The sequence below is a fragment of the Mycoplasma sp. OR1901 genome (assembly GCF_013348745.1).
Taxonomy (GTDB): domain Bacteria; phylum Bacillota_I; class Bacilli_A; order Mycoplasmatales; family Metamycoplasmataceae; genus Mycoplasmopsis.
This window is the reverse complement of record NZ_CP054666.1, coordinates 474,583-491,461: the sequence shown is the minus strand read 5'-3', so window position 1 is coordinate 491,461 and position 16,879 is coordinate 474,583. Positions and strand designations below refer to the sequence as shown.

At 26.6% G+C, this 16,879-nt stretch carries 6 protein-coding genes and 1 other RNA gene; 3 read left to right on the top strand and 4 right to left on the bottom strand.

Going from position 1 to position 16,879, the window contains the following annotated elements:
- Window positions 1–34: 34 nt before the first annotated feature.
- On the bottom strand, window positions 35–1,540 hold the full coding sequence (gpmI, locus tag HTZ87_RS01635) for a 2,3-bisphosphoglycerate-independent phosphoglycerate mutase (RefSeq protein WP_174892827.1): 1,506 nt from the start codon (window positions 1,538–1,540) through the stop codon (window positions 35–37).
- Between the two features lie 906 nt (window positions 1,541–2,446).
- On the opposite strand from gpmI, the gene HTZ87_RS01630 reads away from it, so the two are divergent.
- The 3 genes from HTZ87_RS01630 to HTZ87_RS01620 all read left to right on the top strand — a co-directional run bounded on the left by HTZ87_RS01630 (window position 2,447) and on the right by HTZ87_RS01620 (window position 11,097).
- Window positions 2,447–3,421, top strand: coding sequence for a hypothetical protein (locus tag HTZ87_RS01630; protein ID WP_174892826.1), 975 nt, complete (start codon window positions 2,447–2,449; stop codon window positions 3,419–3,421).
- A gap of 122 nt (window positions 3,422–3,543) precedes the next feature.
- The gene (gene ligA / locus HTZ87_RS01625) at window positions 3,544–5,535 is read left to right on the top strand and encodes an NAD-dependent DNA ligase LigA (protein ID WP_174892825.1); all 1,992 of its coding nucleotides are present in this window, start codon (window positions 3,544–3,546) and stop codon (window positions 5,533–5,535) included.
- 270 nt (window positions 5,536–5,805) lie between these two features.
- Window positions 5,806–11,097 carry a beta-N-acetylglucosaminidase domain-containing protein gene (locus HTZ87_RS01620; protein ID WP_174892824.1) on the top strand — a complete coding sequence of 1,764 codons (5,292 nt, stop codon included), beginning with the start codon at window positions 5,806–5,808 and terminating at the stop codon, window positions 11,095–11,097.
- 50 nt (window positions 11,098–11,147) lie between these two features.
- Here the strand turns inward: HTZ87_RS01620 and HTZ87_RS01615 are convergent, their stop codons facing one another.
- From HTZ87_RS01615 to smpB, 3 genes are all read right to left on the bottom strand, one after another.
- Window positions 11,148–15,299 (bottom strand): hypothetical protein, encoded by a 4,152-nt coding sequence (locus HTZ87_RS01615; protein WP_174892823.1) that lies wholly within the window; start codon window positions 15,297–15,299, stop codon window positions 11,148–11,150.
- A gap of 660 nt (window positions 15,300–15,959) precedes the next feature.
- Window positions 15,960–16,371, bottom strand: a transfer-messenger RNA (tmRNA) gene (gene ssrA / locus HTZ87_RS01610).
- A gap of 2 nt (window positions 16,372–16,373) precedes the next feature.
- The gene (gene smpB / locus HTZ87_RS01605) at window positions 16,374–16,811 is read right to left on the bottom strand and encodes an SsrA-binding protein (RefSeq protein ID WP_174892822.1); all 438 of its coding nucleotides are present in this window, start codon (window positions 16,809–16,811) and stop codon (window positions 16,374–16,376) included.
- Between the last annotated feature and the right edge of the window lie 68 nt (window positions 16,812–16,879).

Here is a 16,879-nt window from a genome sequence, read left to right as displayed (position 1 = left end):
ATAAACCAAAAGTACTATTTTGGTTTATTTAAAATTATTTAACTAATAATGATTCTTGGTCCATTTGAACTGGTTTTTCAACACCGATATAGTCTAAAACTGTTGGTGCAACATTTGCTAAAATACCATCTTTTAATTTTAATGACTTATCTGTTGTAATTAACATAACTGGACTGCTTGTGTGTTTTGTAGCTGGTTTGTTGTTTTGATCTTCTGTGATTTCTGCATTACCATGATCTGCTGTAATAAATACAGTAACATCATTTGCTTCAGCTCATTCAACAACTCTTTTAATTTGAGAATCTAAGAATGAAACAGCTTCAATTGTTGATTTTAAATTACCTGTGTGACCAACCATATCTGGGTTTGCATAGTTCATAATTGTAACATCATAATTTAATGCATTTTCAAGTAATTCATCTGTAATTTTTTCAGCTGACATATGTGGCGCATCAGCGTATGATTCAACTTTAAGTGAGTCAACCATGATACGTTTTGAATTCTTGAATTCAATATCGTTTCCACCGTCCATAAAATATGTAACGTGTGCATATTTTTGTGTTTCAGCAAGTCTTAACTGGCTTTTTCCTGCTAATTCTAAAACTCTACCAATTGGCATACTTACTTCCATTTCATCAAATGCAATAATTGTGTCAATTCCTTCGTATTTCATCATTGAAGCAAATTTATTAATTTTAACTTCGTGTTTTGGTTTAACATCGTATAATGATGAATTTACAAATAAGTGTGTAAGTTGTCTTGCACGATCTGGACGGAAGTTAAAGAAGATAATTGAGTCTCCATTTTTAACAAAAGCGTCTTCTTTTAAGTTTGAGTTTACTGATGGTACAAAGAATTCATCACTAATGTCAGAACTATATTGTTGATCTACAAATTCTAAAACATTATCAAATTTTGAGTTTGTATTTCCTAAAAGAGCGTCATACGCTTTTTCAACTCTATCAAACATTGAATCACGATCCATTGCGTAGAATCTACCTGAAATTGATGCAATATTGTAATCAAATTTATCAGTTAATTCTAATAATTTTGTTAAAGATTCCTTAATTGAACGAGGTGCAACGTCTCTACCATCACCAAATACGTGTACTGAAACTTTTTTAAGTCCGTATTCGTGTGCTGCTTCTAATAATTTAAATAAGTGATCTTCTAATGAGTGTACTCCACCAGGTGATAAAAGACCCATTAAATGTAATGTTGAATTATTTGTTTTTACATCTTCAAACACTTCAACAAATTGTTTGTTTGTTTTATAAGTTCCATCATTTAAAGCTTTTTTAATAAGTGATAACCCAGTGTAAACAATTGTACCAGCACCTATGTTTAAGTGCCCAACTTCTGAGTTTCCCATTTGTCCTTCAGGTAATCCAACATGTTGTCCTGATGCTTGGATTAATGAATTTGGATAATTTTTAAATAAGTTATCAAATGTAGGTGTATCTGCAAGTGCGAAACCATTTCCTTGTGTTTCTTTTCTTAAACCTAATCCATCGATAACGATTAATACTACTTTTTTCATATTACTCCTTAATATATAGATATTTTTATTAAATTATATAATATATACTATTTTTAGGTTCAAAATTAATAAATTTTATATAAATTTCCTGTTTTAGTGCTAAATTAACAAAAAATGCACATATTATGACATGGTGATTATTAAAGTTTTTTAATTGCTGTCCGTTTTTTGTTATATATAAATTTTCTCATAATCATAAAATAATTACATTGCTTTTGTGTTGAACGCAACAAAAGAAAACTATAAATTTAATAACTTATATAGCTAAAAATTAGATCTATAACAATAAAAATTTTTAAAATGAAATTTAATACGAAAACAAAATCTTTGATATTGTCTAATTGTAATATAGCTATTAAGCTATTTTTTAATAAAATGAATGAATAATAAATTCTAATGTTTTATTATTTTAACCAAAATTTATTTAGAATGCTTTTATCCCTATGAACAAGTAAAATAAATTCATTTTGATTTTATTTCACTACCTTAAAAAATACATCAAAGACAGTGAAATATTTAGTTTTTTAGAATTTTATGAATAAAATAATTATATTTAAGAAAAAGAACATCTAATCACTTAAAATTATTTATGTGTTGTAAATATTCTTAAAAAAATATAATAAGGTTTATCTTTCTTCACACTCCTTTAATGTATTATTCTATTGTTTGTTATTAAATTTAATAATTTAATTGAAATCTTCGCAATTTTCAAAAAATTAACTAAGTATTTTTATGTGATTATGTTTAAGAAATATTTGTTATATTTATGACACATTAAATATAAAGCGATTGTAGGCTGCGCTTTATATTTTTTATATAAAATGAGAAAAATATCATCAAGGAAATTTTTAAATTTTTGTGATAGTATATAAGCAAATTTGAAACACCTTAAAAAGAAAGGAAAATATGAAATTTAATAAAAAGTTATTTTTAAGCTTAGGTTCTATTGGCGTACCTCTTTTAGTACTGTCATGTTCACAAACAAAAAATAATAACTATGAAAAAGCAGAACCAAAAGAAAATGTCTCAAATATTGAATCAAATAATGTAACAACAGAAGAAAATAGTACTCAAAAAGAACAAAACACTGAAAAAGAAACTGATAACGAATCTCAAAATTCTAAAAATACTAATACAGACGATCAAGATCAAACCATAAATAATAAACCTCAAACTAGAGAAGAAGATACAACAAACGATAAAGCTATTGACAATAGTTCAACTAGTGAAAATAGTGATACAAAAAATGAAGTAGAAGAAACAAATAATACCCCTCAAACTCAAAATCAAAATACTACAACTGATAATGTACCACAAGAAGAAAAGAGTGAAATTCGTAAAAAATTTGAAGCTTACAAAGCTCAAACTGATAAAATTGAAATTCCAAATACAGATTACGATGCTATAGAATTCGAACTTCCATCAACTTTTGTTTTAAATATAAAACCATTACCTGAAGGACTTTCGTTAGGTCAAGAAGGGTATACTTACATAAGAGATCTTCCTAAATTAATAATTAAATACAATGTAGAATTTATGGAAAATGAAAAGAAAATTATTGAACCTATCGAAGTAGTTTTTAATCTAAATGTTACACCTGCAACAGATTTACAAAATAAAGCAATTGAAATGGTTAAAAATATAGAAAAATATATAAAACTTAAAAAAGATCATTACGAAACTCTTCAAGAAATCACTCCAGAGGAAGTTCAACAACTAAATATTCCTGAAGGTATTAAAATATCTAAAATAAGTGTAGATCATATTACAGACTATGATTCTATTTTAATTGGTTTTGACTTTAGTGTTGAAGGCAAAGAATATGAATATAGTTATGTTGTAAAACGTCCTAATAAAAATGAAGAACCTATATCAAATTAATGTTTTCGGACATTAATTTTTTATTAAATTAACACGTTATTTGAATTCGATTAATTTAAGAGTTCAAATTAAACAAATATTATTATATAATTTAAGTTATAAATGAAATTTAGAGGTAAAAAATGGATAATAATAGCAAAATTCAGTTAAAAATTAAAAAATTAGTTGACAAAATTAACCAGTGAAATTATGAATACTTTCAATTAAGTGAACCTACAGTAGAAGATTTAGTTTACGATAAATCTCTTCAAGAATTAATCGCTCTTGAAAAGCAATATCCAGAATATATACTTGATAATTCACCAACATTTAATTTAGGTTCATATGCAAGTAATAAATTTAGTAAATTTGTTCATAAAAAACAAATGCTATCTTTAGAAAAAGCATATTCACATGATGATTTATTAAGATTTTTCAATAATATTAATAAATCAATAAACGATAGGAATATTAGTTTTTCTTTAGAACCTAAAATTGATGGTTTATCTATTTCTTTACACTATTCTGAAGGTAAATTAGTTAGAGCTATAACTCGTGGGGATGGTATTGAGGGTGAAGACGTTACTGAAAATGTTATTCAAATAAATGGTGTTCCGCTAAATTTAAATAAAAATATTGATTTAGAAGTTAGAGGTGAGATCTACATGTCTAAATCAACTTATAACAAGTTGAATGAAGAGTTTGAGAAAAATGATAAAAAAATCTTTGCGAACCCTAGAAATGCAGCTTCAGGAACTATTAGACAATTGGATAAAGATATTGTTAAAGAGAGAAATTTATCAATTATTTTATATGATTTAGTTGATCCTCAAAATTACGATATTAAATACCAGTCATCGGTAAAAGATTTTTTAGAAGAATTAGGTTTTCCTACTAATATTAATGTAGAAGTTGCAAAATCATATGATCAATTAATTGAATTAGTAGAAAATTTTAGAGAACTAAAAAATAATTTTGAATTTGACTGTGATGGTTATGTTATCAAACTAAATGAAATAAAATATTGAGAACAATTAGGTAAAACTTCTAAATTTCCAAAATATGCTATTGCTTTTAAATATGAAACTCAAGAAGCAACAAGTATTGTTAAAAATATAACAGCTTCAGTTGGGAGAACTGGAAAAATAACTTATATAGCTAATTTTGACGAAGTTAATTTAAATCAAACCAATGTAAATAATGCTACTATGCATAATTATGAGTTTATTAGAAATCTTAACGTAAATATCGGTGATGAAATCACCATTATTAAATCCGGTGAAATTATCCCTAAAGTTATTGGTTTAAGTCAAAAAAACACAGAAGGTGTTTTTGAAAAAATATTAAATTGTCCTTCATGTAATGAACTTCTGATTGAAAAAGAAGGGTTTGTTGATCAATTTTGTATTAACCCTAACTGTGACGAACAAAAAATACGTAAATTAATCCATTTTTCATCAAAAAAATCAATGAATATAGAAACTTTAGGTGAAAAAAATATCCGTTTATTTTATGAATTAGGTTACCTTAGAACGATTCAAGATATATATAACTTAAAACAATACGATAAAGATATAAATTTAATACCTGGTTTTAAATCTAAAACAAACAAAAAACTTAATAATATTTTAAATTCAATTGAAACATCTAAAAATATAAAACTTTTTAAAGTCTTATTTTCAATAGGGATACCAAATATAGGACTGCAAGTTGCTCAATTAGTTACTCAAAACCTTTCAAAATTATCCGATTTAATAAGTATGAATTTAGATTCGTTAGTAGAAATAAATACAATAGGTGAAATTATAATTGATAGCATCAAAGAATTTATAAAAATCGAAGAAAACATAAAATTACTTCAATTTTTAGATGAGACATTAGTGTATGAAAACGAAACTATGAGTTCTGACTTATTGAACGGATATACCTTTGTAATAACAGGGACTTTAAGTCAAAGTAGAGATCATTTTAAAGAATTAATTGAACAAAATGGTGGTAAAGTTAGTTCATCAATATCTTCTAAAACATCATATCTACTTTATGGTGAAAATGCTGGTTCTAAATATGAAAAAGCACAAAAATTAAACGTTAAATTAATTAACGAAGAAGAATTTAATAATCTAATTACTAAATAGACATTCAGTGTCTATTTTTTTATTTTCTCTATGAATAAAATATGTTATTTTAATTCAATCAAACAAATTAAATAATTATTGAAATAGCTAAAAATAGGTAAATAAAATTAAAAAATATTCCTAATTCATGCCTAAACAAATATTCAAAAAATTAATTATGCATATAAAATGCAATAATAACTTTCTTATCTTTAATTTGATTTAATTTATGTGTATTAATAATATGAAATTAATGCAAAATGTAATTTAAACTTACAAATGAGGTAAAAAATGAATATTAAAAAAATTGTTAAATACGTATTAAGTGCAGCAGGTTCAGCAGGACTAATTGCAACAATTAGTGCCGCAAACGACGGAGGAGAAGGTCAAAATTCACAGACTACCCCTCAAGCTGTAAGTAGAAAAACATACGAAATTTATCCTAAAGTTCAAGAAATTAGTTACCTAGAAGGAAATTATTTATTAACCGAGAACGTTAATATCGTTTTTGAAAGCGGAATTGATGAAGCAACAGTTAAAAGATTCAAAGAAGTTTTAGATTTAAAAAATCTAAAATATAGTATTAGTAAACACACCGTTAAAAATCAAACAAATATCTTAGTAGGTATTAAAGGTGACAGCGACAATTTAGTAGATAATTTACTTAAAAAAGAAAATATAGCTGTTGACGATAGTTTATATGAAAAAACTGATAGTTACCAAATTCAAAATAAAAATAATCTTTTATCTGTTTTAGCAAAAGATACAGATGCAGCCTTTTACGGAGCAACAACACTTTGACACATTTTCAATCAATTAAATGGAGTTGAAATAGAAAACTTTGCAATTAAAGATTATGCAGATGTAACTACACGTGGAGTTATTGAAGGATACTATGGTAGCCCTTGATCTTTAGAAGATAGATTAGAGTACATGAAATGGGGTACATACTATAAACTAAACGGTTATTTCTATGCACCTAAAGATGATCCTAAACACTCTCATAAATGAAGAGAACTATATACTGATGAAGAAATCGAAAGATTAATCAAACCACTTGCAGAAACTGGTAATGAAACTAAAGTTCGTTATATTTATACTTTACACCCATTCTTTGGAAACAGAATGACAGAACAAAACTATGACGAATCTTTAAAAACACTTAAAGCTAAATTCTTGCAAACTATTAAAGCTGGAGTGCGTCAAATTGGTATTTTAGCAGATGATGCCGGAACACCATTTAACGGTGCAAACTCACATGCTATGCAGAAAAAATTACTTGAAGATATGGTAAATTGACTTAAAGAAATTCAACCAGAATATCCTGGATTAAAAACTACATTACCATATGTTGTTCAAGAATATATGGGATGAGGTGAAACATTCTTCTCGACATTCCCTAAAGAAGTGCAAGTAGTTATGACAGGTGGAAGAATTTGAGGTGAAATCTCCGAAAACTTTACACGTGAATTTACTAAAAAAGTTGGTAGAGGTCCTATGTTATGAATCAACTGACCTTGTTCTGACAACTCAAAAAGTCACTTAATTTTAGGTGGATATAAAGAATTCTTACATAGAAATGTAGATCCTAAGAAAATTGAAGGTGTTATTTTTAACCCAATGCAACAATCACAACCATCAAGAGTAGCTGTATTTGGTGGTGCTGATTATACTTGAAATATTTGAGAAAACGAAGATGAAGCTGAAAAAGCTTATGAAGCATCATTTAAGTATGTTTTAAATAACCAACATCATGACGATGAAGAATCTAATGCATTTAGAGAATTATCAAAACACTTAATTAACCAAAATATGGATGGTCGTGTTGTTAAACTTGAAGAATCTGTAGAAATTAGAGATACACTAACTGAATTTAAAAATAAATTAAGTAATGATTCATATACAACTGAAGACATTAATAAAATTCAAAAAATCTTTGATGATTTAAACAAATACTCAAAAATCATGATTAATGGTAATTCCAATGAACAAATGAAAAAACAAATCATTTATTGATTATTATCATTTGAAGAATTATCTAAAGGTGTTTCATTGTTCATGGACGCTTTAAAAGACTTACAACAAAAAGATACTTTTAGTTTTATAGATCACTATAATCAAGCAGTAAATGAAATAAACAAATCTAAAACTCATGATTTCCAATATTTAAATTGAAGAGAGACTGCTGAAGTTGGGGTTCAACATATTCAACCATTCGTAAGAGCACTTCAAAAAGCAGTATCTAAGAAATATAATGATTTATTAATTCCTGATAAATTAACTTTCGAATTCAAAACAAACAGAAAAGTTCAACAAGATAGTCCTGCCGGTGATGTATTTGATTACTCAAACCAAAGACAACAAGTATGACAAAACGGTAATGACGGAACAGAATCTAGATTAAGACAAGGTGATTACTTTGACGCGATAGCAAGTAGACCATATACATTAAAAAGTATTTATTTAAAAATGGGTGATAGAAACGATCACTTCCGTGACTTTAAAATTCAATATCAATTGAGTGGCAGCCAAACATGAAACGATTTACAAGGGCAAACAAACATTCAAAGAAATAATATTACTGGACCGTTCGATCCTGTATATATAGAAAATTTAAACATCGAAAATGTTAAAGCTGTTAGAGTTTACAATAATAGCCACGCAAATGATGGAGCTTGACTACGTGTTTTACACTTTGTTATGAACCAACCAAAACAAACAAGTTTAGTTAATGGTTGATACACAGATTTAAAATATGATGGATCAAATGGTGGTGATAAAGAAGTAAAATACGCTAACGACGGAAATAAAAACGCTAATGTCTTATTTGATAATAACGCTAGAACTGAATACTGAGCAAAAAACTTTAATAGAGGAGCTGGTGGAAATGATGCAATTGCAACCGACGCAACATTAACATTCACATTCCCTGAAGCTAGAAAAATAACAAAAGTATTTATAGAACAAGGTAGTTCGGCAGCGGGGGACGTATTAAATAATTTTGATATTGAATATCAAGATTCAAATAATAGATGAGTAAAATTCGGAACAAGGACAGGTAATGGAGATAAAAGTCAAACCTTTACAGGTGATGCAACAACTCAAAGAATAAGAGTAAGAAACAAGGGTCAAAGACCAAATTGATGAAGAATCGGAACATTTAAAGTTGGTAATGACTCTCCGGCATTTAATACTGAATATTTATTGAAAGATGCAGAAACCGATCAATACGATACAACAAAATCTAGTTTAGGATTCCAACTTATTCATAAAACAGAATCTACTACTGGACATGATTTAATACTTAAACCTGGTAAAGAACTTGGTATAGATACAAAAGAAATTTTATCATTTAAAGAAATAGTTGCCGAATATACAAAAGTTGACGGAATTGAATTACAGTATTCAAAAGATGGATATCAATGAACTAAATTAGATACATTACCTACAACACCAATTGGACTAAGATTTATTAAATTTAAAAATACTTCAACCGAAAATAAAACATTTAATTTCACAAAACTTAAATTAACTTTTGAAGAACCTAAAGTTTTTGGTAAATTAATTAAATCAGATATTAGAATTAATAACGGATGAGGTGATGAAAGAAATTCACATAAAGATTTTGATAGAAACATGAATACTGCAACAAAATTTGGTGGTGACCCAGTTAAAGGGAATGTTGCTATCTATGATTTAGGTAAAGAAATTGATTTAACTTCATTAAAATTATATTCAACAGATGGAACTGCCGATTACCCTAGAGATTTAGATGTATTATACTCAACAACAAACAGTGATAAACCAGAAGATTGAAAATTAGCTTTTACAATAGGTGATGATGTAACTGATAATAATAGAGATTTAAATCTATCACAAGTTGAATCAGGTAAAATTGATTCTAAATATCCTAACGTTAAATGATGAGGTAATACAGAATTACAAAACGCAAAAGCTAGATATTTAAAACTTTTAGTTAAAGCAAATTATCCTGATCGTGCATTATTATTTAATGAAATCGTTGTAAATGATAATGAATATATTAGTTTAGATAATAACCCTAAATTTACTGGTGAAAATTATGAGGAAGCTAATAGTAATCATGTTATAGGAAAAACAATAGATAATGATTTAAGCAGTTACTATAAACCTGCTAAAGCTAATGGTTCACTAAAATATATAGTAGAAAAAGATAAATACAATACTTCTGACTTAAGAATTATTACTCAAGGTGAAAATTCAAATGCAGAAGTTAAAGTAATGGTATATAACACAGAAACAAAACAAGTAACAGAAAAAGAATTAGGTAAATTAACCAATAATATTACTGAATTTAAAATACCGCTTATAGACAATGAAAAAGTAGTTGCATTCAACATTGCTTGAAAAGAAAAAACTCCTTCTATCGTTGAAATTGTTCCAATTAGTAAAAAACAAACCGAAGCAACAAATAATGAAGCATTGACAAATTTAGTAGCTTCAAAACCTGAAAACTATCAAACTTGAATTGATCAAGATAAACAAAACTATGAAATATTAGAAACAATAGCAAAAGAAACATTAAAATCAGTTCAAATTAGACAATCAACATTAGATTCATTAAAAGAATCACTTGAAAAACTTAAAACAAGCGCAAGAATAAAAGTTGATTCAACAAAATTAGACCAAATAATTGCAGGTATTTTATCTAACGAAGACGAATTATATACTAAAGAATCATTTAATGCATATCAATTTACAATCGATAGAATTAATGATGCATTAAAAGATAAATCAAACTTAACACAAGAAATTGTAAATAATTTAGAAAACGAATATAACGACAAGAAATCAAAATTAGTTACATTACCATATAAAAAACAATCTGTAACTTTAAATATTAATAAATTCGACTTATTAAACGCTTTAGATTATACAAAAGAAACATATGACGCTTTAAAAGCTAAAGTTGATGAAATGAAACAAAAAGTTACAAACCAAGCAACAACCGTTGAAGAGTTCAACAAATTAAATAAAGACTTTAAAGATTTATTCTCAAAATTACAAGTTTCAGAAAAAGGTTTATTAATCGAAGAATATAATAAACAAAAAGCTGAAAAAGGATATAAATTTATTGATAAATATTATTCAATACTTCCTGAATTAGCTGATGAAATGTTAGAACTACTAGATTCAACAGATGAAATTACTTATGCAGAAAATGTAACAAAAGAAACAATTCAAGAATCAATAAATCAAATTAACTTAAAACATGAAGAACTAAATTCAAGAATTATTAATATTGTTCCAAATGACAATACAACCACTGAAGAAATTACTAATAATATTGATGAATCATTAGTGCCTCAAATTTCAGAAGGTTCAAATCAAGAATCAACAAATAATAATGGAACAGAAGATAAAACACAAAAAGAACCAAAACAACCCGAAACAACAAAACCGGAAACAAAACAACCTGAAGATAAAAAATCTACTTATAAAGATAATTCAGATGCATTAATCGCCGGATTCTTCGGTTCAATAGCTGTGCTATTAACTTCAATTTTTGGATTTATATTATTCAAAAAAAGAAATAGAAAATAAATTTTAAAATAGACTCATTAAATTTAATGAGCCTATTTTTTATACTTTAATTATTTGTTTTTTGAATCAATTCAATTTGGTAATTCATTGAATTGTGTGTGATCATAAAGTTCAGGATATAAATGACTTAATACTCTCATTCTTTCGTAGAAAGAACCAGGATTTTGAGGAGTTTTACCATCTCCTATAAACGCTCCACCTTGAGTATCTATTACCATTGAACCACCATATGTTGTATCAGTTTCAGTATAAAGTGAAGTTGCGTTACCTTCAGAATCAAACATCATTGTTCCAGATGATCCACCATTTAAATCCAGTATTTTGGAATCAATTTTAACCATAGGTAATGAAGTAGAAGCTCCAGGATAACCTAATTTACCTAACGGTTTACTTAAGTTTCCTATTAAATATTCTCTATATCTTTTACCACTATTTGTATCGTGATTACTATATTGTGCATCTACAGGGAATGATGCTACTGTTCAGTTTAGATTTGTAAATACTGATAAGTGTAAATTATGTATACTTGGTTTAATTGTTTTAATTTCTCTTCATTTTTCAAAGAAATCATATACACGTTTAATACTTTTTTCTTTTTCATTTGTTGCTTCAGTTATAGGTTTATTGTGATAATAAACAATCCCATTTCTTTTTTCAAAAACATTAAATATATCCTTAAAATCGGCAATACCAATAATCATATCAGCTCTTGAAAGTGAATTTGAAGTGTGTCTTACAAATGTTCTTCATTTTGAGTCGTTATTTATATCGCCATAATTATTTTTAAATTCAGAAGTTGCATCAGGGAAACGAGTATCGTTATCAAAAGATGTCACTAAATCAACTTTTACTTTAACATCATTTCACTCTATTCCAGGCACATATCTTTCTCTAACGTCAGCTTTATGCATACTTCAACCTCCGCTAGGTTCATTTATTGGAGTTGGAGTATCAAATCTTGGATTTTCAAAAGTCTTGGTACTTGCTATTCAACCTAATCTACCTCAAACGTGTTGGTTTGTAGAAACATAGAATCTGTAATCGTTTGGATTATTTGGATTTACTTTACCTAAAACGGCTCAAGTACCCTCACCTTTTTTCTCGACATCAAAATTAAATGTTCTATTTCTAGCGTTTTCAATATTTGATTCATTATTTTCTTTATATAATCTAACAGAAGAACCATCAAGAGTAGTTTCTTGATGAATATAATTATCACGGAAGTTTAATTGGTTTAATCCTGTTGTTTTTATATCTTTGGGAGCAATTGCTTCATAAGTTATAGGTGTAGAATCAAAAGCATCTGAATAGTAGACAAATAAAGAAGAATTCCCAAGAAACGCTGAATTATTTAATGATAAGTAGTGATCACCTAATCTTTCAAATATCTTTGTATCTTTTTCTTTTGATTTAATTTTGAAAGTTAACTTATTTTCACTGTTTAATTCAGCAGAGAAAGTATAACGAGAAGCAATTAAATTTTTAAGTCTTTGTTCTTGATCTTTTGTATTTCTTATTGCTAGATATTCAAAACTTAAATCTTCTAATTTAGTGTTCTCTTTTAATGATCCATAAGGAACCGAAATGTAAACAAATGATTTAGATACATTTCTAACTGGTCAATAAGCGCTTGAAACTTCTTTTCCTTTTTCGTAACGAAGGAATGGTTCCATTTCAACTAAATCAGTAACTTCTCTTTGTTTAGGATCGAATTCAAAGCCTAAAGTAATTATTGCATCTTTATCGTGAGATTCAATATTTTTAAATGATGATAAGTCCTTTGTTATAGTGGTTTCAGTAAAATCATCATTAAATTTTCATTTTAAATTATTGATTAATTCTCTAGGTGAAATAAAGTGTGTATTTACTTTATTTCCATCTTTAGTTAATGTGAATTTATCATTTTGAAGTTCAACACTCTTTTGTTCATCATCTTTTTCGATTACTTTAGCTTTATATCATTTTTCTCTTTCGTAATTAATAGTTGCATAGTGGTTTTGAATTGAATATTCAATTGTTTTAGAATTTGTTGTATCTTTTGCCAATAATGAATCTTTAGTTTCTCCGGAAGTGTTACCGTAAAGAAAATCATCTTTAGCTTTACCATAATCGAATTTATATGAAAAATCTTTATTGCTTAAATTTTGAATACTTTGCTCAAAAGCATTTGATCCTACTACTTCTTTTAGGTTTAAAGATTCAATAATTCTAATGCTTTTTAATGTATACAATTGTTCTTCATAAAAACCATTTAAGTTGAATTTGTTTCATTTATCAAAAGGAACAACAACTTTTTGTTCTGCTAAAAATAAATTTCAATAATTTGTTTGTGGTTGCTCGAAACTTTGTTGTTTTCTTTTGAAAATTAATTCTATTGATTTATTATTAAAACGATTTAGTTCATCGGCTGTAAAATCAAAAGCAATTGAACCGTATATCTTTTTAGCATTTTGATCTTTAAAAATATCAAATTTGGTTATATTATATGATCTTGATGCATTAGAATAATTTTTGAAGATAACTTTACTATCAAAAGGGTACGTAAATATACTTTGATCAAATACACCTCTTGTTATTACTAACTCTTCTATATTTTTAGGTAATTGACTAAGATCAAGTGTAAAATAATTTCCGTTATTTTCAGCATTAAATGTATTACTGTAATCAATAAAAGGGTTTGTTGATTTAATTTCAAATCTTACATTTTTGTAATTAGAATATTGATCACTATTTTCAAGATAAATTTTAAGATTATTATTTTCTTTTTCAACTCTACTTATTGATGGGAAGGTTTCAGAATTAATATTTTGATCTGAAGCACCTTCTATTCTTATGTTATCAGATACTCCCCCAAGAGCTTTTCAATCGTTTTCGTTTCAACCTTTTACTTCAACACCAATAATTTTTTTAACATTATTATCATTAAAATTTATTTCCAATCTAGCTTTTTTAATACCTCTACCATTTTGTCTATTTATTGACAAATCAGGGTATTCTATCCTATTGTCTTTAGTAATTCAAACTAATCTAGCACTACTAGGATATGTTGTATAACCTCTCCCTGGAACAGGTGTTAGATCAATAGAAAATGAATGTCCATGATCACTATATTTATATGTAGTTCATTTGTAGTCATTTGTAACTTTAAATCTATCAGAATCTTTTCAAATTTCTTTCCCTACTAAAAATTCATTACTTGACGTAAAATCAACTTTTTGATTTCCGTTTTTAATTATTTCTAGCAATCTAACTTGATAATTAGACTCAATATTAGGAATATTAGCAACCAAGACTCTTTTTTGGTTGTCTTTAAAAGTTAAATCAATTTCTTTAGTTTCATTCCCGTTGTGTGAGTATTTTAATTTGTATGTATCACTTGTATTTAAATCAAAATTTGAAATTATTTCTACAGATAAAATTTTATTCTCCAATTTAGAATTTAAAAGCTTATATTTAATAAATTCGCTATTATTAAATGTTTCTTTAGTAACGTTTGTTGTACGCTTTGATAAAGCACTATTGTATAAAGTAAATACCGAATTATTTTGGTCATAACTATTTAAATATTGAATATTTCTTTCGTTTTCTAGATTTCAAACCGGAGATATATCATTATTTGAATTGTATGTTAAATTCCCATTATAATTCACATTATCTTTTTCTGTTTGATTACCTACATCGTTACCAGGATTTTCAACTGAATCATTATTTTGATCTCCACCAGTTGTGTCTGTTGAATCTACATCTGTAACTGTCTCAGGTTGTTTTGGTTCTTCTTTTTCTTCAATGTTTATAGTATTATCTTTATTACCTGGAGTTTCATTCCCTTCTGTAGTAGTATCTACTTGATCAGTATTAGTTGATTTTTCATTTGAATCTACATCGGTTACAACCTCTTCTATTTTAGTATCGGTTGTGTTTTTATCACCGTTAATATCAACTTCATTTTTATTGTTTACATCATCAATTTTAGAAGTATCATCAGTATTTTTATCTATTATTGGATCAGTTTTAGGATTCTCATTTTTATCATTTTCTAAATTAATATCTTGATTATTTTTATTATTTTCTTCAGTTTCATGATTTCTTTTGTTATTAGGAACATATCTATTTTGTTGACAAGAAATAACCGCTAAACTCATTGATGTATTAAGTGATAACATCAAAGTTGTAAGCAAAAATATTTTTTTAGATTTTTTCATAGTAACCTCCGCTTATTTAATATTTAATATAATACAACTTTTAAATAGAAAAATACAAAAATAATTTATTTATATAAATTAAATAAAAATTAAAAATACACAGCCTAGTACAACTGTGTATTTTTAATCATAATTTGAATGTTCTAATGTAATTAGAAGTTATAACTTAAAATAAAACGCAATAATTTATAGGAAGATTAATTACATTATTAAAAAGGACAACATACAATATAGAAAGAATAATAATATGATTTTAATTTATAAAACAATTTTACCTTTAGTAACTAAAGGCAACTATATTATATACAAATATGCTTAAAGACTCAAAAAAATTCCATTTTTAAGCCTTTTTATGGTATTAATACCATAAATATAGAATTCAAAAAAGCAATATAATGCCTATTTTTGCTAATTTTTGTATAAAATGGGCTTAAAACTAATAATTTACCAAATTTAGTGACATTTTTAGCAAAATAGTGTTGATATATCAAGGATACTATTATTTGTAGATTTAAAAAATAATCACCGATTATAGTGATTAAATATAATTTAATAAAACATATAATTTTATTTATTTGAAATTTAATTTGTTTTATATAACGAAGCCTGACACTCTACATTTAATTCTGCATGCTATACCTTAAAAAAGGTATAAAAAAATGGTGGAGGTAACGGGAGTCGAACCCGTGTCCACACATGAATTATTATCATACTTCTACAGTTTATTTAGTTTTGAATATTTTTTAAAGAGGTAAATAATTCATTCTAAGTAGTTAAACTAACAAAATTCCTCAAAACCCTAAAATGAATAGTTAATTTCAAACAAAAGCTACCACCCTTTTATTCAATCCTTTAAAAACCTATGTTTATATCAAAGGCATATATAAACACAACTTGACGCTAATTATTAAGCGAATGCAAGATTTGAGTTAGCGTAAAACGCTGGTGAAGAAAAGTTAAATTCTTCGTTTTCTTTTTTATCGTTTCCGTTTAAAAAGCCTAGTAGAGATTATAGTCCTCAACACTACTGCAATATAATAAAACCCATATATGTCGAAACCATTATACCCCCAATTAATAAAATTGAATTGTTGATTTGATTTTGTTTTGAGCTTCTTCTTTTCTGATTTTTTCTCTTTTATCATATTTTTTCAGTCCACGTGCTAGTGCTATTTCAAGTTTTAATTTAGATTGTTTATTAAAATAAAACTTAAGTGGAACTAAAGTTAATTTTTGGGTTTCCATTTTATGTTTTAACTTACGAATTTCACTTTTGTGAGCTAATAATTTTCTATCACGTGTAGGTTCAGCTTTAACCAACATATATTGTTTAAAAAATGATTCTTTGATATAAAGTTCATCTTTGTAAATCGAACAATATGCATTGTCTAAAGAAACTTGTGATGCACGTGCAGATTTAATTTCTCATCCCAATAAAGAAATACCAACTTCTAGGCGATCTAATATTTCATAATCTCTAAAAGCGTGTTTGTTACTAGCTATAATTTTCATAAGTAATATTATTATAACAATTTTAGAAAAATTATTTAATAATTCATTTTTAAATGAGGCACTCTAAA